This is a genomic window from Vibrio sp. SCSIO 43140, from assembly GCF_023716585.1.
GTDB classification, from domain to species: domain Bacteria; phylum Pseudomonadota; class Gammaproteobacteria; order Enterobacterales; family Vibrionaceae; genus Vibrio; species Vibrio maritimus_B.
On sequence record NZ_CP071851.1, the window covers coordinates 682,833 to 702,404 of the forward strand.

14 protein-coding genes are annotated in these 19,572 nt (G+C 45.1%); 10 read left to right on the plus strand and 4 right to left on the minus strand.

Annotation, left to right across the window (positions count from 1 at the left end; all coding sequences use genetic code 11):
* The first annotated feature begins 82 nt into the window (after window positions 1-82).
* The 10 genes from J4N45_RS21640 to J4N45_RS21685 all read left to right on the plus strand — a co-directional run bounded on the left by J4N45_RS21640 (window position 83) and on the right by J4N45_RS21685 (window position 14,455).
* Window positions 83-3,190, plus strand: a complete 3,108-nt coding sequence (locus J4N45_RS21640) for a beta-galactosidase (RefSeq protein ID WP_252016900.1) — start codon at window positions 83-85, stop codon at window positions 3,188-3,190.
* 171 nt (window positions 3,191-3,361) lie between these two features.
* Window positions 3,362-4,414 carry a UDP-glucose--hexose-1-phosphate uridylyltransferase gene (locus tag J4N45_RS21645; RefSeq protein ID WP_252016902.1) on the plus strand — a complete coding sequence of 351 codons (1,053 nt, stop codon included), beginning with the start codon at window positions 3,362-3,364 and terminating at the stop codon, window positions 4,412-4,414.
* A gap of 59 nt (window positions 4,415-4,473) precedes the next feature.
* Window positions 4,474-5,634, plus strand: a complete 1,161-nt coding sequence (gene galK, locus J4N45_RS21650) for a galactokinase (protein ID WP_252016904.1) — start codon at window positions 4,474-4,476, stop codon at window positions 5,632-5,634.
* A 16-nt stretch (window positions 5,635-5,650) separates the two neighbouring features.
* Window positions 5,651-6,688: a galactose-1-epimerase gene (gene galM / locus J4N45_RS21655; protein ID WP_252016906.1), complete on the plus strand. Its 1,038-nt coding sequence runs from the start codon at window positions 5,651-5,653 to the stop codon at window positions 6,686-6,688.
* Between the two features lie 244 nt (window positions 6,689-6,932).
* The gene (locus J4N45_RS21660) at window positions 6,933-8,399 is read left to right on the plus strand and encodes a sensor domain-containing diguanylate cyclase (RefSeq protein ID WP_252016907.1); all 1,467 of its coding nucleotides are present in this window, start codon (window positions 6,933-6,935) and stop codon (window positions 8,397-8,399) included.
* A 32-nt stretch (window positions 8,400-8,431) separates the two neighbouring features.
* Window positions 8,432-9,349, plus strand: coding sequence for a LysR family transcriptional regulator (locus tag J4N45_RS21665; RefSeq protein WP_252016909.1), 918 nt, complete (start codon window positions 8,432-8,434; stop codon window positions 9,347-9,349).
* A gap of 115 nt (window positions 9,350-9,464) precedes the next feature.
* Window positions 9,465-10,079, plus strand: coding sequence for a LysE family translocator (locus tag J4N45_RS21670; RefSeq protein ID WP_252016910.1), 615 nt, complete (start codon window positions 9,465-9,467; stop codon window positions 10,077-10,079).
* A 109-nt stretch (window positions 10,080-10,188) separates the two neighbouring features.
* The gene (locus J4N45_RS21675) at window positions 10,189-10,893 is read left to right on the plus strand and encodes a COG3650 family protein (protein ID WP_252016911.1); all 705 of its coding nucleotides are present in this window, start codon (window positions 10,189-10,191) and stop codon (window positions 10,891-10,893) included.
* Between the two features lie 91 nt (window positions 10,894-10,984).
* A complete protein-coding gene (locus J4N45_RS21680; RefSeq protein ID WP_252016912.1) occupies window positions 10,985-12,049 on the plus strand; it encodes an ABC transporter substrate-binding protein in 1,065 nt (354 codons plus the stop codon).
* A gap of 3 nt (window positions 12,050-12,052) precedes the next feature.
* Window positions 12,053-14,455: a bifunctional diguanylate cyclase/phosphodiesterase gene (locus tag J4N45_RS21685; protein ID WP_252016913.1), complete on the plus strand. Its 2,403-nt coding sequence runs from the start codon at window positions 12,053-12,055 to the stop codon at window positions 14,453-14,455.
* Between the two features lie 47 nt (window positions 14,456-14,502).
* On the opposite strand, the gene J4N45_RS21690 is transcribed toward J4N45_RS21685, so the two are convergent.
* The 4 genes from J4N45_RS21690 to tal form a co-directional block, all read right to left on the minus strand.
* A complete protein-coding gene (locus tag J4N45_RS21690) occupies window positions 14,503-15,564 on the minus strand; it encodes a diguanylate cyclase domain-containing protein (RefSeq protein ID WP_252016915.1) in 1,062 nt (353 codons plus the stop codon).
* A gap of 1 nt (window position 15,565) precedes the next feature.
* A complete protein-coding gene (locus J4N45_RS21695; protein ID WP_252016916.1) occupies window positions 15,566-16,033 on the minus strand; it encodes a putative pterin-binding protein in 468 nt (155 codons plus the stop codon).
* Window positions 16,034-16,188: 155 nt separating this feature from the next.
* Complete coding sequence (tkt, locus tag J4N45_RS21700) at window positions 16,189-18,180, minus strand: transketolase (protein ID WP_252016918.1); 1,992 nt, start codon at window positions 18,178-18,180, stop codon at window positions 16,189-16,191.
* A gap of 82 nt (window positions 18,181-18,262) precedes the next feature.
* The gene (gene tal / locus J4N45_RS21705) at window positions 18,263-19,213 is read right to left on the minus strand and encodes a transaldolase (protein ID WP_042471254.1); all 951 of its coding nucleotides are present in this window, start codon (window positions 19,211-19,213) and stop codon (window positions 18,263-18,265) included.
* Window positions 19,214-19,572: the final 359 nt, after the last annotated feature.

The window sequence follows — 19,572 nt, forward strand, 5'->3', positions numbered from 1 at the left end:
GGATATCTGTTTTACCCAATACCAATGAGCGCTCTCAACGCATTGGAGCGCTCTTTTTGTCTCGGAACAGTAGGAAGTAGAGATGAGATCTTTCGCCCAAGTCATCGCCGCTCGCGAGTGGGAAAACCAACACGTTGTGCAACGTAATGTGCTTGCCCCTCATGCGCCTTTGCGTGCCTATCGCACCATAGAAGAGGCTCGTACCAATCAAGCATCTTTAAACCAAGTATCATTAAATGGTGAGTGGAAGTTTCACTTGTTGGAACGTCCTGAGGATATGCTGGAGTCGTATGTTGCGAGTGACTTTGATGATGGGCAATGGGACGCTCTATCCGTTCCGAGCAACTGGCAACTGCATGGTTATGACAAGCCAATCTATACCAATGTAAAGTACCCATTCGACGACAATCCTCCGAATGTTCCAGAGCAAAACCCTACAGGCGTGTATCGCAAGCGCTTTCAATTTGCGAGTCAGTCAGGTGCGACTACAACCATCACGTTTGATGGTGTCAACAGTGCTTTCCACCTTTGGTGTAATGGGACTTGGGTTGGCTACTCACAAGACTCACGTCTGCCTGCTGAATTCGACCTGAGTGCTCATTTAGTTGAGGGCGAAAACCAACTGACCCTTATGGTCCTGCGTTGGTCAGATGGTTCTTATCTCGAAGATCAGGATATGTGGTGGCTTAGCGGCATCTTTCGCGATGTCACTCTAAGGACCAAACCTAATAGCCATATTGCTGATGTCGAGACGATCGCTAGTCTCCAGTCTGATTATCGCGATGGGCTTCTTAAAGTGGTGACAAAAGTTGCCAAGCCAGAGTCTACTCAAACCATTTTGGTCACAGTTTATGACGATACAGGGAGGCTTGTATCGGAACAGTCGCAAGTGATGGGCGTTGAGTTTGTTGATGAAAAAGGTGCGTGGGACAATCAATCCACCCATAGAATCAAGTTGGATGATGTAAACGCATGGAGCGCAGAGCGCCCGTATTTATATCGAGTTGTCGTTTCACTGCTTAACGATCAGAAGCAAGTTGTCGATTGTGAGGCTTACTCTGTAGGTTTTAGAAACGTCGAGATCTTAGATGGCCAGCTATGTGTAAATGGTAAACCCCTGCTCATTCGTGGTGTTAATCGTCATGAGCATCACCCTGAGCTTGGTCATGTGATGACACGAGACGATATGATTCGTGACATCAAACTCCTTAAGCAAAATAACTTTAATGCGGTTCGAACGGCGCACTATCCAAACCATCCGGTGTGGTATGAGCTTTGTGACCAGTTTGGGCTGTATTTAGTCGACGAAGCGAACATTGAAACTCACGGTCAGTTTCCAATGTGCCGTCTGTCTGATGATAGCGAGTGGTTAAATGCTTTCATGAGGCGCATGGTTAACCTGGTTGAAAGAGATAAAAACCATCCCTCGATCATTATCTGGTCGTTGGGGAATGAATCGGGAATTGGCAGCAATCATCATGCAATGTACCAATGGGTTAAGCAGCGTGACCCATCAAGACCGGTTCAATACGAGGGTGGCGGTGCGATGACATCGGCGACGGACATCATTTGTCCTATGTATGCCCGTGTCGATTGGGATTTGCCTGTGGTGGGGCACCAGCCAGAGGTCACACCTCGCGTAGGCATCAAAAAAGCCATTGCGCTACCCAATGAAACGCGCCCTCTGATCCTATGTGAATATGCCCATGCGATGGGAAATAGTCTTGGTAGTTTCGTTGAATACTGGAAAGCTTTTCGTGACCATCAAAGATTACAGGGTGGGTTTATTTGGGACTGGGTAGATCAAGGGCTTACCAAATTTGATGATAAAGGGCAGTCCTATTGGGCTTATGGTGGTGATTTCGGTGATGAAATCAATGACCGACAGTTCTGCATCAACGGACTGATTTTCCCTGACAGAACGGTGCACCCAACTCTATTTGAAGTTAAAAAAGCGCAGCAGTTTTTCCAGTTCAAGTTGATCAGCGACCAGCCACTTGTGATAGAAGCTGTGTCTGAAAACTTGTTTGTTTCCAGTGACAATGAACTCCTCTCTTGGCAACTTTTGGAAAATGGCAACATCGTGCAATCTGGAGAGGTCGCACTATCTATTCCCGCTCAAGCTAGTCTTCAGATACAGCTGTGTGATGCTATCAAGCGACTCCCTGGCGCACGCTATCACCTTAATCTACAAGCGAGATTAATCAATGCGACACCTTGGGCAGAGTCAGGACACATCACCGCGTGTGAGCAAATTGAGTTAGCCTCTATTCCCAAGCTCCATCTTGCTGAAAAGGAAAACTTTGGTTCGCTCCAACTGCTTGATACTGATACCAAGCTTCGAATTGAGAACGATAGTTTTATTATTGAGTTTGATAAAGAGACGGGCTATTTGGCTGATTGGATGGTAAGTGGAGCCGAGGTACTGAGCCAACCAATAAAAGACAATTTCTACCGTGCCCCCCTAGACAATGACATTGGTACAAGTGAAGCGAATAAGCTCGACCCTAACTCCTGGTTCGCACGCTGGGAGGCCGCTGGATTTAGAACGCTTCGACGAGACGTTCAAAGCTTAGAGGCTTATGAGGTCTCTGGTGGTGTAGAGATAAAGTGTGTTGCTATCTACAGTAATGATCTAGCCCCAGTAATTTCAAGCACTTGGCGTTACCACATAGCGAGTGATGGCTCGATTGCTATCGATGTTGATGTCACGCTCGCTCGAGGTCTACCACCGATTCCGCGTGTTGGCCTTGAGTTATGTTTGCCAAAACAGACGTCAAGCGAAGATCGAATTATGGTTGATTGGTTTGGCCGTGGTCCACACGAAAACTACCCAGACAGATTGTACTCAGCTCATATCGGTCGTTACCAAAAGTGTCTTGAAGAGATGCACACCAATTACATTTTCCCTTCAGAGAATGGTCTTCGTTGTGATTGTCATGAATTAACGGTAGGCAATCTCTCGGTGGAAGGTGAGTTTCATTTTTCTGTCAGTGAGTTTAATCAAGCGAACCTTGCCAACGCAAAACACACAAACGACCTTGTAAAAGATGATGCGGTGTATGTACGGATTGACGGCTTTCACATGGGAGTGGGGGGCGACGACTCTTGGACACCAAGTGTTCATGATGAGTACCAACTTCGTGAGCAGCAATATCGATATGCTGTGGTATTGAAGACCGCGGATTAATTGGCTGTAACCGTTAATCACTTTTTGAACGTTGTGCAGAAAATAAGCTAAAAGAATTGGATGTTTTGGGTGTGAAAACGTTTACATTATCGAGAGTTGCATCACGGATTACTAATGGACTCGCTTGATAGAATAATCAAAACGGGCCTGCAAAACAGATTGAGAAACACTATGGCTGATATACATTTTGACCCAGTAGACCACCCACATCGCCGTTACAACCCGCTGACCGGTCAGTGGATCTTGGTATCACCACACAGGGCTAAGCGCCCATGGAGTGGTCAAGATGAGAAACCCTCAACCGCTGAGCTACCAAGTTTTGATAAGGGGTGTTTTTTGTGTCCGGGTAACGCTCGAATCTCTGGCGAAACGAATCCTGATTACGAGGGAACCTACGTTTTCTCCAATGACTTTGCAGCATTGATGCCCGACTCACCAGACGCACCGCAATCTGACAATCCGTTGTTTAAAACTCAAGGCGTGAGAGGACTGAGTCGCGTTATCTGTTTTTCTCCTGATCACAGCAAAACCTTACCAGAGTTATCCGTCACTAAAATTCGTGGCGTTATCGATACCTGGAATGAACAGATTGAAGAGTTGGGTAAAGACTACCTTTGGGTACAGGCATTTGAAAACAAGGGGGAAACCATGGGGTGCTCTCAACCTCACCCTCATGGACAGATTTGGGCGAACAGTTTTTTGCCCAATGAAATTGAGCGCAAAGAGATCCATCTAAAAGATTACTTTGAACAGTACGGCTCCAACTTGCTCGTGGACTATGTCGAATCCGAACAAAAGGACGGTTCGAGAACGGTCGTCGAAACAGATCATTGGCTAGCCATCGTCCCTTATTGGGCTGCTTGGCCTTTTGAAACCATGTTGTTGCCTAAGGCCCATATTCGACGAATGAGTGAGTTAAGTGACGCGCAGCGCGATGATCTCGCCTTGGCAATTAAGAAGTTGACCAGCCGATATGACAATCTGTTTCAGTGCTCTTTTCCTTACTCAATGGGCTGGCATTTTGCACCGTTTTTTGAAGAGGGTACGAATATCGAACATTGGCAATTACATGCACTTTTCTATCCACCGCTTTTGCGCAGCGCCACGGTTAGAAAGTTTATGGTGGGCTACGAGATGCTCGCTGAATCACAGCGAGATTTAACGCCAGAGCAAGCCGCTGAGCGACTGCGCGTACTGAGTGACGTTCATTACAAAGAGCGTTAATACAAACATCCCATACGTTGGCTGAGTCGACGTGTTTACACAAGATTTGAGAGTTCATTATGTCTGATTTAATAAATAACGTGAAAGCGTCTTTCAAGCAGGTATTAGATTACGAGCCGACCCATGTTGTGCAAGCACCGGGGCGTGTAAATTTAATAGGCGAACATACCGATTACAATGATGGTTTTGTATTACCTTGTGCAATCAACTACCAGACAGTGGTCGCTGCGGCTAAAAGAGAAGATAACCAAGTTCGACTCGTCGCCGTGGATTACGACAACGATACCGATGCGTTCAACCTAGCAGAGCCGATTGAGTTTCAAGACGATAAAATGTGGGCGAATTACATTCGAGGCGTAGTTAAGTACTTGTTGGCGAGGGGCTATGAGTTTAACGGCGTTGATATTGCCGTCAGTGGTAACGTGCCCCAAGGTGCTGGTTTAAGCTCTTCGGCCGCTTTAGAGGTCGTGATTGGGCAAACCTTTAAAGTGCTTTATGACTTAGATATCAGCCAAGAAGAAATCGCGCTAAACGGCCAACAAGCTGAGAATGAGTTTGTCGGCTGTAACTGCGGAATTATGGACCAGATGATTTCGGCGAAGGGACAAAAAGATCATGCCATGTTACTCGATTGTCGAAGCCTTGAATCCACCTCAGTGTCGATGCCCGAAGGCATGTCTGTCGTCATTATTAACTCCAACAAAAAGCGCGGTTTAGTTGATAGTGAATACAACACCAGACGACAACAGTGTGAAGAAGCTGCTCGCGTGTTAGGGGTTAAAGCGCTGCGTGACGTGTCGATTGAGGCGTTTAATCAAAAGCAGGACCAACTCGATGAGCTGGTCGCGAAGCGCGCTCGACACGTCATTACTGAAAATGCGCGTACTGAAGAGGCGGCCAAAGTACTTATGGCTGGTGATATGAAGCGAATGGGCGAACTGATGGCTGAATCACATGCCTCAATGCGAGATGATTTTGAAATCACAGTCACGGAGATAGATACGCTTGTTGATATAGTGAAGTCTGCCGTTGGCGAAAATGGCGGCGTTCGCATGACGGGAGGCGGGTTTGGTGGTTGTGTTGTTGCATTAGTTCCACCTAGTTTAGTGCCAGTCATCGAGCAGGCAGTGAATCAGAACTACGAAGCAGCAACAGGATTAAAAGAGTCGATCTACGTTTGCCAAGCTCAATCAGGTGCGGGACTTGCTGAAGCGCTTTAGTAATAAGAGATAAGTTATGGGAATCGAGTTTAGTGGTATCGCAAAAGATGGTCAGGCACCAAAGTTAGTCACCTTATCCAACGCAGCTGGGATGGAAATAACGGTTATGGACATCGGGGCGGCTTGGCTGAGTTGCAAGGTTCCAGTAGACAACAGTTTACGAGAAGTGCTGTTGGGCGTGAGTTCAATAGAGGATTACGAGCGTCAGCAAGTCTACTTGGGCTCGACGGTTGGTCGATATGCTAATCGTATTGCTGGGGGGAAATTTTCGATCGATGGAAATAGCTACCAAGTAGATACCAACCAAGCCGGGAACTGTCTACATGGCGGACGTGACGGGTTCGATAAACGGCGTTGGAGCCTCATAAAACAAACAGCAAATAGCGTTGTGTTTGAACTTATCTCTGAAGATGGTGATCAAGGGTATCCGGGTAGACTCGTGACGAGAGTGATTTACACGCTCACCGAAGACAACTCTGTCAACATTGATTACCGGGCCTCAACTAATAAGGCGACCCCAGTTAATCTTACCAATCATGTTTATTTCAATTTATCTGGGGCCGATAGCGGGGAGACGGCGTTAGAACATTGGCTTCAAATCGATTCATCGCATTACTTACCGACTAACGAAGTTGGCATCCCGCACGAAATGCCTGAGCTGGTGAGTGAAACGAGCTTTGATTTTAACCGCACCAAACGATTGTCTTCTGAACTACTAGTCAATGAGCAACAAGTACAGGCGAAAGGTTATGACCATTGCTATCTATTGTTGAGTGGGCGCGATATCTCCTCACGCGTTGCAGCGTTGCAATCACCAGATAAAAAGCTGGCAATGTCAGTGAGTACGACCATGCCCGGGATGCAGCTCTACACTGGAAATTGGCTTGCGGGTACCCCAAGTCGAAATGGTGGAACATACGAAGATTATGCGGGTTTGGCACTAGAGACTCAGTTCTATCCAGATTCGCCAAACCGAGATTGGCGCGAATCCAACACCATTCTCAGACCTGATGACGAGTACAATCATAGTACGAGGTATTGCTTCGAGTTCTAAATGAACAATGTGTCCAGAGAACTCAGGTAGAAGTGAAATTTTAGACTGATTTCGGTTTTGAGACGTAGCTGCGAAACTCTAGTAGTCAATATTTTAGGCTGTTTTAAGCAGGCCATATTTTATAAATGCTGCTTAAGTCTCAAGCATATTGAGACGTAGATCCAGAATTACAACAGTGCGGAAGGAAAGTCACAGTTTTACCTACTATAAATAATACTCTTATAGATAATGGTGAGTGTATAACATGTTGATTCGGGCCAACTTTAGTACGTTGGTGACCTCGATTCTGATGTTGCTTTTGGGGGGATTCCCAGCACTGGCATCCGGATCTTCCGCGCAAGATACAGGTGCTTTGGCGTTGGAGCAGCACGGAGAGCAACCGTTGACTCCAAAGCGCCTAATAGTGTCTAACTCGAAAGCGTGGAAACCCTATTCTTTTCTCGACGACGCTAATCAGCCTGCGGGGATTTTGATCGACCTGTGGAAAGCATACGGCGAAGCGAACGATATTGTTATCGAATTCAAACTTGTTGATTGGCAAGAATCCATTGAACTCGTTAAAGCGGGGCAAGCAGATGTCCATGCTGGTTTATTATGGTCGCGTGAACGAGCGAAAGTTTTGGCATTCGGAGAGCCTCTATTCGAATTAGACACTCAGCTTTATTTTCATCACTCATTACAAAGCTTTGATGCTGATGAATTTCTTCTCGGTCACCACAACAACAAGGTCGGGGTAGTTAAGGGTGGTTATGAAGCAGAATATATGCTCAACCACTTTCCCGAAGTTGGGTTAGCTTATTTTGACAATAATGCTCTGATGATAAAAGCAGCGCGAGACAACAGGATTCGAGCCTTTGTCGCTGACCTTCAAGTAGCGAACTACTATTTGCATATTGGCCCCAAAAGCGGTCAGTTTATCGATGTTAAGCACCTATATTCGGGTGATATTCATTACGCCACGTCGCAATCGAATGTAAGCCTAATGGAGTCGATCATTGCCGACTTCAAACATGTCGGAAAACAGGATTTACAGCGGATTTACGGACGATGGATGCATATAGAAACCGTGTACCCCTCCTACTTACCGGCAATCGCCATTTCTGGCATTGTTATCATGCTTCTTATCTACCTAGTAATTCTAAAACATGTAGTGAGAACCAAGACTCAAGAATTGTCCGCTGAAAACGTACAGTTGAAGTACCTTTCAGAGACGGATGCTCTGACGGGGCTGTGGAATCGTCGCTATTTTCTGGACAAATTGAAGTACTTCCGAAGGTCCAACAGCAATTTAACGGTCATGATTATCGATATCGACAATTTTAAAATTGTGAATGATACCTACGGGCATATAAAAGGGGATGTGGTGATTAAGCATGTGTCCGAGAAAATAAAAGCATTGACTAACTCAAGTCATATCGTTGCTCGTATTGGGGGAGAGGAGTTTGCGATAGCCTTTATTGACCAGCCTGTTTGTTTCTCGGATGAACTTGCACACAGTATTTGTGAGTCTGTGAGAGGTATTGATCTCGATGAGATAGATGGTTGGCCAGTGACCGTTAGTCTCGGGTGTGCGATCTATCATTGTGCTAGCGACTTTGAAACGCTGTATGAGGCCGATAAACTCATGTATGCTGCTAAAAAACAAGGTAAAAACCAGGCTGTAGTGGAGTACATACCCACTCAAGTTGAACCGGCACAAGCACTAGAATAGTGCGTCTGTCTAACGTATTTTTCACGGTAACAATGGCTAGTAAAACCAATCTAAACCTGTTGTACACGCTTCAAGTGCTACTCTCAGAAAAGCATGTCAGTCGAGCGGCTTCGCGTCTTAACGTGACTCAGTCTGCTGTTAGCCGTCAATTAAGTCAGCTAAGAGATATCTACCAAGATCCATTGCTTGTGAGAGAAGGAAGTCATTATGTTTTAACTCCCCGAGCAATACAGTTAAGTGCTGAGTTAGAAAAGCTATTAGAGGAAATTCAAAGAGTCTTGGGTGGTCAGGAGTTTGACCCGAAACTTTATGATCAAACGCTTACGTTTTCCTCATCGGATTATGTCGCACAATACATTTTTCCTGAACTTGTTAGCCAGTTATCGCCCCTCGCACCTCTACTCAAATTCTCTTACCGTTTGTGGGAACCTAAGTTGCTACAGAAGTTGGGCGATGAAGATGTTCAACTGGCCTCGACAATGTTGCCTAGTGCGCCGGAATCATTATGTTCGCGTAAGATTGGCGAAGATGTACCTGTGGTGGTAGTTCGAGAAGGGCACCCTTTGAGTTCGAAATCTGACATCACTTTCAATGATTTAGAGTCCTATCAACATATCCGAATTTCCGCAGGAGGAGACAAAGACAGTTTTCTCGACTCTGCAATGAAGGAAAGAGGCCTTGAGCGTCGAATTTTAGTTTCCACCCCGTTTTTTAGCTCGGCTTTCGCGATGGTGCAGCAAAGTGATGGGTTATTAACGCTACCAGAGCACATTGCTCACAATCTTGAGAAACGCTTATCACTGCGTACCTTCTCACTGCCATTTAGTCCGCCTACACATCAGTACTGGCTTATATGGCATCCAAAGTACGAACAAGATCCCGCCCACAAGTGGGTAAGAGACAAAGTCCTCGCGTATATGCAATCGTCTATGTATTCCGTGAAAAGTTGACTCTCTGTATACTATGATTTCATGTAATGATCGCCATGATTAATTGTGATTTCAAATCATGATGTTGAGATGATAGAGTTCAATCAATGAGTTGGAATTACACACGGAATACATCATGACGTTTACGATTTGGTTATCACTACTAGCCATTTGCTTATTAGGGGCTATGTCCCCAGGTCCGAGTTTAGCGATTGTTGCTAAACACAGCTTGGCTGGTGGGCGACGCCACGGTCTGGCAACTGCATGGGCTCATGCGTTTGGTATCGGTGTGTATGCATTAGTTACTGTGCTTGGTCTGTCAGTGCTTCTGCATCAGTTCCCGATGCTATTTAAGACTATCTCTCTACTGGGGGCGCTTTATCTCGCATGGCTTGGATATAACGCGATTCGCTCCAAAGGTGGCATTGTTGATAGATTAGAATCAGGCAAGCAAGTATCGGTAGCGTCTGCTGCAAGAGAGGGGCTACTTATCTCGTTACTGAGTCCGAAAATCGCTCTGTTTTTCACGGCTCTGTTTAGTCAGTTTGTTGCCGTAGGAAGCGAAATTACTGACAAAGCAATTATCGTCACGACACCCCTCATCGTTGACGGACTATGGTATACATTGATTACGTTTATGCTTTCATCTCCACGTCTATTGAATACCCTAAAGTCACGAGCGAAACTTATTGATCAGTTGTCTGGCGTGGTACTGATTCTTCTTGCGGTTAGAGTTGTCACCTCTCTATAGTTTTTTCGCGAAGCCTCACAGTTTAATAAACAAGTTTGTTCACTGAAACTTGAGATATGGTGTTTATCTTCATAGACTTAGATATCTCTATCATGTTTCGGAGAACAAATTGAAACTACCTACCATACTACTCAGTGTGTTTACTGTTGCTTTGATTCAAGGGTGTAATCACGACTATAGTGAGCCTCGCCCGGATGTATTTACCCTAGAGAATATCGACAGATTAGTGGTTGAAGATATTCTAATTCCAGAGAAGCTTGATCCTAGAGAAAAAGACTATAAGTACCTGACGGGGGCAACAGATCTCAACGGAAATGGCAGTGAAGAGTTATTTGTATTAATGCAAGACCCTTACTTTTGCGGGTCGGGTGGCTGTACGGCTTATCTATTTCAAGACTCCGGAGAGCTGATTAATAGAATGACAGTGACCAATACGCCTGTACTTCTTGCTAGTCGAGAAACCAATGGGTGGAAGAATTTTTATGTGTGGAGTGATGGTTCTCTTCGAACCATGGCATTTGATGGAAACTCTTATCCTGCTAATCCATCGGTTGAGCCCGAATATGATAGGAGCCGAGAGTTAGAAGCTGCAAGGCTGCAAATTGAAATACAAGAGATCTATGTGCAAGACGGCTTTGACTTAACACAAGTCGAGGAAGTGCCGATATTTTTTCCTGCTCATACGTATCAATTTGACTTCAAGCATCATGGAGACCCTGATAACCACTATCTATTTACCGTAGATATGGTTACTGGAGAATCAGAATTGGATATGCGTCCCAACACTAACGGCCAGGAGCCGGCTAAAGAGTAATAATTCTCAATTTTGAGATGATAAAGACTTCGCCATCACCCTGCTACTGTCCTAGGCTCTTTATGTTAGTAAGAGCTAAAGGACTTAGCAGATGTCGAAACGAAGTTTGGTCAAAGGAAGGGCTGTACTCAGTTGTTGGTTATATCTGTTGTTTGTTGTTTGCTCGCCCTTATACGCCCACCAAGGCGAAGACGCCGTTCACCTATATAACTGGGAAGCGTTTTTAGCGCCGATTGTTATCGAGAAGCTGAGACAAGATCATCAAATTAGCATCGAACAAATCTATTTCTCTGACGAGTCAGTTCGTGATGAGTTACTGCTGAGTGAACGTGGTAAAACCATTGATATTGTTGTCGTTGAAAGTGTCCGATTACAAACACTGGGTCAACTCGGTGTAGTCCGCCCAATACCAGAGCTTCGACAAAAACTGTCATTTCGTTTTGAACACAAATGGATGGAGGCATGCGGTGATTTTGGTATTCCTTATGCGTGGGGTACCAGTGGTATTCTTTATAGACGTGATAAATTTTCGAAGCCGGTAGATTCTTGGGAAACGCTACTCAAGCCGAATAAGGGTCTCGACGGCAAAGTGTCAATGTACTACCACCCTATAGACCTTGTAGGGGTAGCGTTACTGTCATCCAACAAAAGTCCATTTACTGATGATGAAGCATCACTTCAGCAAGCGCATAAGCTATTGCAGACCCAACGATCATCGCTTGCTTCCACAGACTACATTCTTGCAAATGTTGCTACTCCAAGTGCGCTCGAGAGCATCGATATAGCATTTGGTTACGCAGGTGATCACCATGTGTTAAATGAAGCTGAAAACAGAGACGTATGGGAGTATGTTGTGCCTAATGAGGGCACAATTGTTTGGTTGGAGTGTTTAGCGATACCTGCTGGCAGCCGTTTCCGTGAACAAACAACAGTAGCATTAGATTACTTGACCTCACCTGAAGTGGCCACTCTTAATGCTCAAAGTGCCTGGTTTTCAACACCTAACGCAAATGTTGAAGCTCTGCTGAGTAGAGAGTACCGTGAAGACCCTGCAATCAGTCCAGCCTCAAACCTTATTGAGAAAAGCTTTTTGTACAAGCCTGTGAGCGACAACGGCTTACTCATTCGCCAAAGAATTGTAGAAGATTTGAGGTGATCGATGAGACTACTCAGAAGGTTAGATCTTGTTCTCATACCAGTAATGACGGCTGTCGCTGCGCTTGCTGGTACGGGGCTCTATTTTTGGCAGTTAAGCGAGCAAAAGACACTCGAACAGGACAAGTGGGTCACAAAAGTCAAAAATGCGTTGAGTGCCGCTGAGTTTGAGCGAAGCGGTATTGAGGGACTTGGGCATGAGATTTCAGGAAGCGCACAGTTTATAAATCATATTCAGGACACGAGTGATTATGTATTGCGGGGTTTTCTCGAGTCTCACATCAATTACCTGCTTCACCAAGAGCGAGCTATGAAATTAGGGGACGTTGAAGTCTATAGCTTGGATCCTCTTTTTAGTCTAACGGCTAGTTCACTTAAATCCGATCCGTTTGAAGCAAACTCGTTAGCCGATGACATCTATCAAACTGTTTTCGATTCTTACATTTTAGTTTCTTTAGGCGAAGAGTTTTGTAATACAGGGTATACCTACCAATCGGTAACAGGAGAAATTAGGTACAGCTACATCGGAGCTTATGACCCGAAACTCTTACCAGACGATAAACAAGCGATGACACGCAAAAGCAGAAGCTTGCTCGTTGTTGATGGACCTTTAAGAAAACTAAACCAGTTGTTTAACGATGCATCAAACCACAAAAACATTATTTTGGATTTCAATCAAGTTACCGAGACATCCGAGCTTTGGTCTGACATCCATTTCGAGGTAGTGAACAATGAGTTCGTTGACGGAAAAGTGATTAAGATCTTTGGCCCAGGAGTAGAGATAGAGTTGGATATATTGGATGACCATTATGCCAATGTTAAATCACAAATAGCGACACAAGTACTGGCCTATATGTTTGCGGTCGTGATTTCGTTGTTGCTAATTATTCATGTGATTGTGAGAACGAAAGTGCTCGACCCAATCAACGGTTTACTGAAAGATATAAAGAGAGGAGGCTTAGAGCTACGCTACTTTAAACGAGCTAAAGATAATGATGAAGTCTCTATTCTCAAAAATGCCTACATAGACAGTTTGAGCAAAGTAAAGTTTGAGGCTGAATTTGATAGCCTAACAAAGTTAGCTAATCGAGCTTCTTTTATTAGGTTTGTCGACCAGAGAACAGAAAGCTATTGTAATGAGCATACCTATATTGTGGCCTGGGATATCATAGACTTCAGAAGAGTTAATGATTTGCATGGTTTGTTCGAGGGTGACCGCGCTCTCGTCAAAATCGCGAGGGAAATCGAGCGGTGTATTTGCACCAATCAATCAAGCACGGGATGTGGTTGCAGTGATTACTCAATCAGTCGTTACGGCAGCAATACATTCTACGCTTTAGTGAATGCGGATAGCGAGCAGGCCATTAGATTACTGATGGCCAACTTTGAGCAGTCCCTCAAAACCGCGATACGGGTTGAGGGCGTCCCGCTTCACCTTGATTTTGCCCAGGCTATTTTTCCTCTTTGTGACGAATCCCAGAGAGGAGTTTGGCAGAAAGGCATAGAGGCCGCGTTAAGCAAAGCGAAACAGATCAAAAACAAAGCGCCGTTGGTCTATTTTGATCATCTTCTATTTGATGAGTTAAAACGTAGAGATGAGATAGAAAAAATACTTCTAAGCTGCTGTGGAGATGGTGAGTTTGAGCTGAATTATATGCCGCTCATTGATTCTACGACCTATAAGGTCGCTAGTATCGAAGTGTTAGTAAGGTGCCCTAAATTACAGGCAATGGGGATTGGTCCAGAAGAGTTTATTCCGGCGGCAGAGCGAGCTAACTTAATTGGCGATATAGATACTTGGGTCATTAATAATGCGATCAAATCTTTATCGATGTTGCAGTCAAAAGTGGGATACGCCGGAGATATCTCAATCAATATTTCTGCCCTTGAATTGTACAACAATGATTTTATTGAGCTCATCTGTAGTGTGTGTCATTCGCATAACATCACGCCTAATCGCGTGATTCTAGAAGTAACAGAAACAAGTTACGTTAAGAGTACCAAAGACACGATAGCAATTATTGCTGGTTTGCGAGATATAGGGTTTAGGGTGTCACTGGATGATTTTGGAACAGGATTTACTTCAATAAATCAGTTGCTTAGTTATCCGGTTGATGAGCTGAAGGTGGATAAGAGCTTTGTAGAACGTATTGGCACCGATGGTACGGAGGAGCGAATGCTTAACTCCATTATTGCTCTGGGGCACAACTGCAATGCGAAGGTTGTTGGCGAAGGCGTCGAAACGGGTTACCAATGTCGATATCTCTCCGATTTAGGTTGTGATTATCTTCAGGGTTATTGGTTTAGTAAACCGCTAGGTTTTGAGGCGTTTTGCGACTTTTATGTTCAGGATAGGCTAACTGACCTTAAAGCTAAAATGGCGGATATCACCATAATCAAGCATTAAGCGGTTGTAGATATTACTGTGAATCTTCTCATATGTAGGTGCTCGAGCTAAAGCGCTGTTGACAATGTTTTTCGGGATAGCTGAGTCAGCTTCTCAATCAAGCCTCGTCTGACCAAATTAGATTCACGACTCATTGATATGTCGAGAATTAAAGCCATATCAGACAGTTCAATGGGCTCCGCTAATATGTCTTTGATCGTTTGTTGAAGAGAAGGGGTGATTTTAGAGTCCGGGGTATTACTCAAAATAATGAACTGAGAACCACTGTAACGGTATAGTGAGTAGTCAGCGTTGATAGAGTTGAGTAGCCTGTCAGCAGTGACTTTAATCAACACATCACCATAATCAATACCGTACTTGTGGTTAATTTCTGAAATGTTGAGGATACGCACCGATAGCAAATGGTAATAGGGTTGTGTTAGTTGACTTTTGATGTCATTGGTTAGCGCAGTGCGGTTTAATAAACAAGTGAGCGCGTCTCTGCGCTGGAGCGTTTTACGAAGTCTCGAATCTAACCAGAAAATACAAGAAATTAGAAGAAATAGGACTATGAGCGCGACGGTGCTGGCTTTTTGGTACATTAATAGACGTTGAAGCTCAGTCCGGTTTTTCTCAGTAATAGGGCTTTCAATCTGAAACTTCTCGTTGATGAAATGAACGATTTCCTCAAAGTTAACTTCTATGCGCTGCTTTAGGGCATCCTGTATTTCTGGTTGAGTGTCGAGTAGTACTAAAGATTTTTCCAAGGCCTTGAACTTATCAAACTGCGCTTCCATGAAGGCTTTATAGCTCGCCTGCTCAATAAACTTTGACGATTCTTTGCTGTGCAATATGATGTCGAATCGACTCCACGTCAGGTCATATGCCAGCCAGATCTCGTCCTTTCCTAACGGCTTTATATGCGATTGCGTAATGAAATTTGAGTACTCTTTGACTAACTGAAGAATGAACCAGGTCGCTTCGTTTTTGCGGTCAGAAAGGTCTTCGTTGATTTGATTGATACGGTCGATGGTGATGACGTTTACGGCGAGTACGCAAGCGGTTATGGTCGCCAAAATAATCTTTATTAGATTGATTGGGAATCGTTCGACGCACTCCTTGGCTTTCATGCTAGTACCGTACTTCCTTTAATTGCCAGATCATCATAGCGTGGTAATCGGTATTATCGATCTCTGGGTGCTGTGACAACGGGAAGATCACCCAATATGGCCCCTTGTCGCGGATAGACATCTTTTCGCCGTTTTTCCGATTAGCGATGATAGGTTGGTATTGCTTGATATCTTCTTGCCTAATGGTGACTTTGTAGTCATTGAGTGCGATAAAAGTGATCAGTTCTGGAAGCGGGGTATTAGACTGGGCGAAAAACTCTTCAAGGTTTACCCCAGTAAATGAGTTTTTTCCGTCTAACCATGGCAACTCTGTATCTATGGTTGCTTGGGGCATGTTTGACAAGTCACTATCGGAGTAGGTCTTTAGCAAAACGCCACCGCTTTTGACGGCAAGACCAGCAGCGTGGACCGTAGTCAGGCAAACTGAGAGTAGTGAAACAAGGGTGATGAGAAGTGTTCTAGCTCGCATAGTAAAAATCCTTTTTGACCATACCGTACAGTGTAGAAAGCGAGATTACTCCTTCAAGCGAATTTGTGTCTAACATATGAGACATGTTGAATCTAAAACAGTCACACATAAAAAAGGCTGAGCATTCGCTCAGCCTTTTGTGTTGAAAGAGAAGTTTACTTCAACAGTTCTTTTGCTTTGCTTACAACATTCTCAGTTGTAAAGCCAAACATCTTAAATAGCTCACCAGCTGGTGCTGACTCACCGAACGTTGTCATACCAACGATCTTGCCGCCGAAGCCAACATACTTGTACCAGAAGTCAGCAATACCCGCTTCAACTGCAATACGTGCTGTTACGCTCGAAGGCAGAACAGACTCACGGTAGGCCTCGTCTTGCTTATCGAACACGTCAGTTGCTGGCATAGATACGACACGTACCTTCTTACCTTCAGCGCTGAGTTCTGCGGCTGCGTTAACGGCTAGCTCAACTTCAGAGCCTGTCGCAATAAGAATAAGCTCTGGCGTACCTTCACAATCTTTAAGAACGTATCCGCCTTTTGCGATGTCAGCCACTTGCTGCGTGTCACGCTCTTGCTGTGCAAGGTTCTGACGAGAGAAGATGAGAGACGTTGGACCGTCTTTACGCTCAATCGCAAATTTCCATGCAACTGCTGACTCAACCTGGTCACACGGACGCCATGTACTCATGTTAGGTGTTAGACGAAGCGATGCCATTTGCTCAACAGGTTGGTGCGTAGGACCATCTTCACCAAGACCGATAGAGTCGTGAGTGTAAACCTGGATGTTTTGCACTTTCATTAGAGCAGCCATACGCATTGCGTTACGCGCGTATTCCATGAACATTAGGAAGGTTGCACCGTAAGGTACGAAACCGCCGTGAAGCGCGATACCGTTCATAATCGCCGTCATACCGAATTCACGAACACCGTAGTGAATGTAGTTACCAGATGCATCTTCAGCAGTAAGAGATTTAGACCCAGACCACATGGTTAGGTTAGACGGAGCAAGGTCAGCAGAACCACCAAGGAACTCTGGTAGCATCGCGCCAAATGCTTCTAGTGCGTTTTGCGACGCTTTACGAGAGGCGATGTTCGCCGGGTTAGCTTGAAGATCCGCAATGATTTGTGTTGCTTTCTCTTCCCACTCAGTAGGTAGCTCACCATTTACGCGACGTTTGAACTCAGCTGCCAGCTCTGGGTATGCTGCTTCATACGCTGCAAGTTTCTCGTTCCACGCTGCTTCTTTAGCTGCGCCCGCTTCTTTCGCATCCCATTGCGCATAGATGTCCGTTGGAATCTCAAAAGGACCGTGCTCCCAGCCAAGTTCTTTACGTGTTGCTGCAATTTCGTCAGCGCCTAGAGGTGCACCGTGACAGTCGTGTGAACCTGATTTATTTGGAGAACCAAAACCAATGATGGTCTTAGTACAGATAAGAGTAGGACGAGGGTCTGCTTTAGCTGCTTCAATCGCTGCATTGATAGCGTCTGAATTGTGACCATCAACTGCCGGAATTACGTGCCAACCGTAAGCTTCGAATCGTTTTGGAGTGTCGTCAGAGAACCAACCTTCAACTTCGCCATCGATTGAGATACCGTTGTCATCCCAGAATGCGATGAGCTTGCCAAGGCCTAGTGTGCCTGCAAGAGAACATGCTTCGTGAGAGATACCTTCCATCAAACAGCCATCACCCATAAATGCATACGTGTAGTGGTCTACGATGTCGTGGCCGTCTTTGTTGAATTGAGCCGCTAGTGTTTTCTCCGCAAGCGCCATACCTACTGCGTTTGTGATGCCTTGACCTAGCGGGCCTGTTGTCGTCTCTATACCAGGTGCATAACCATACTCTGGGTGGCCAGGTGTTTTAGAGTGAAGCTGACGGAAGTTCTTTAGCTCTTCAATCGGTAACTCATAGCCTGTTAGGTGAAGCAGTGAGTAGATCAGCATAGAACCGTGGCCGTTTGATAGTACGAAACGGTCACGGTCAGCCCACTCTGGGTTAGATGGGTTGTGGTTTAAGTGTGAACGCCAAAGAACTTCAGCGATATCAGCCATACCCATAGGCGCGCCAGGGTGACCAGAGTTTGCTTGTTGAACGCCGTCCATGCTTAGAGCACGAATAGCATTAGCGAGATGTTTACGATCCATAATACATTCCGAAAAAATAGATTTTAAAGAGAGAGAATTGAAGAGGGGAACGCAAACGTTCCCCTCTGAATATCTGTGCTGATTAAAGCTTAGCTTCGATCATAGCTTCTAGTTTGCCTTGGTCGATAGCGAAGTTGCGGATGCCCTCTGCTAGCTTCTCTACCGCCATTGGGTCTTGGTTGTGCTCCCATAGGAACTCAGCGTGAGTCATCGCAGCAGGGCGCTCTTTAGAGCCTTTAGAGTCAACCAGTTTCTCAACGACTTCGCCTTCCGCTTCTTCAAGCTCTGCAAGCAGTTGTGGGCTGATAGTTAGACGGTCACAACCAGCAAGTTCTAGGATTTCACCGGTGTTACGGAAGCTTGCACCCATTACTACTGTGTTGTAGCCGTGGTCTTTGTAGTAGTTGTAGATACCTGTCACTGAAATTACGCCAGGATCTTCTGATGCTTCAAAGTCGCGACCTTCTTTGGCTTTATACCAGTCCATGATGCGGCCAACGAAAGGAGAGATTAGGAAAACACCCGCTTCAGCACATGCACGCGCCTGAGCAAATGAGAACAGAAGCGTTAGGTTACAGTTGATGCCTTCTTTTTCTAGGATCTCTGCAGCACGAATGCCTTCCCAAGTAGAAGCTAGCTTGATAAGGATGCGGTCATTTGCGATGCCAGCATCGTTGTACATTTTCATTAGCTGACGTGCTTTCGCTACGCTGCCTTCCATGTCGTAAGAAAGACGCGCGTCAACTTCTGTTGAGATGCGACCTGGAATCGTCTTTAGAATTTCTTTACCGATGTTAACCGCTAGCATGTCGCACGTATCTTGCACTTGTTGTGCTTTGTCGTCACTTTGAGATTTCGCGTACTCAATCGCTTGGTCAATGAGAGGTGCATACTCTTCGATCTGCGCCGCTTTCAAAATCAGAGAAGGGTTAGTAGTTGCATCTTGTGGTTGGTACTTGCGAATTGCTTCGATATCGCCAGTGTCTGCAACGACAGTTGTTAGTTTGCGAAGTTGCTCTAATTTGTTGCTCATCGGTTCGTTCCTATTCTAGAGGGCAGAGAATTTGAGACTAAGGCTCTAAATACAAATGTTGCTCAGCGGTTCAAAGTTTCAGTCGACTATCGATCCGCTTTAAATTTTTTCAGTACAGAGTGCGCAGATTGCTGTGAACATTTGCATCACTCGTGAGTAAATGTTGGATTCATATTTACCCCATGCAGAAATAATGTCAACCAAATACTGGTACAAAAATTCGTATTCCATGGGTTATTTTTGGTTTTTGTTAGCGCGACCCGAATTGCAACTGAAAATCAGTGCTAGCAGGGGCTAGAGGAGAATTTCAATGGTTAAAAATGCAGCTGAGAAAATGTCACGCTATTGAGCGAATGGTA

Bases quoted from the DNA above. Each gene is read 5' to 3' on its own strand.
- J4N45_RS21640 (WP_252016900.1), top strand. From the start codon at position 83: ATGAGATCTTTCGCCCAAGTCATCGCCGCTCGCGAGTGGGAAAACCAA.
- J4N45_RS21645 (WP_252016902.1), top strand. From the start codon at position 3,362: ATGGCTGATATACATTTTGACCCAGTAGACCACCCACATCGCCGTTAC.
- galK (WP_252016904.1), top strand. From the start codon at position 4,474: ATGTCTGATTTAATAAATAACGTGAAAGCGTCTTTCAAGCAGGTATTA.
- galM (WP_252016906.1), top strand. From the start codon at position 5,651: ATGGGAATCGAGTTTAGTGGTATCGCAAAAGATGGTCAGGCACCAAAG.
- J4N45_RS21660 (WP_252016907.1), top strand. From the start codon at position 6,933: ATGTTGATTCGGGCCAACTTTAGTACGTTGGTGACCTCGATTCTGATG.
- J4N45_RS21665 (WP_252016909.1), top strand. From the start codon at position 8,432: ATGGCTAGTAAAACCAATCTAAACCTGTTGTACACGCTTCAAGTGCTA.
- J4N45_RS21670 (WP_252016910.1), top strand. From the start codon at position 9,465: ATGACGTTTACGATTTGGTTATCACTACTAGCCATTTGCTTATTAGGG.
- J4N45_RS21680 (WP_252016912.1), top strand. From the start codon at position 10,985: ATGTCGAAACGAAGTTTGGTCAAAGGAAGGGCTGTACTCAGTTGTTGG.
- J4N45_RS21685 (WP_252016913.1), top strand. From the start codon at position 12,053: ATGAGACTACTCAGAAGGTTAGATCTTGTTCTCATACCAGTAATGACG.
- J4N45_RS21690 (WP_252016915.1), bottom strand. From the start codon at position 15,564: ATGAAAGCCAAGGAGTGCGTCGAACGATTCCCAATCAATCTAATAAAG.
- J4N45_RS21695 (WP_252016916.1), bottom strand. From the start codon at position 16,033: ATGCGAGCTAGAACACTTCTCATCACCCTTGTTTCACTACTCTCAGTT.
- tkt (WP_252016918.1), bottom strand. From the start codon at position 18,180: ATGGATCGTAAACATCTCGCTAATGCTATTCGTGCTCTAAGCATGGAC.
- tal (WP_042471254.1), bottom strand. From the start codon at position 19,213: ATGAGCAACAAATTAGAGCAACTTCGCAAACTAACAACTGTCGTTGCA.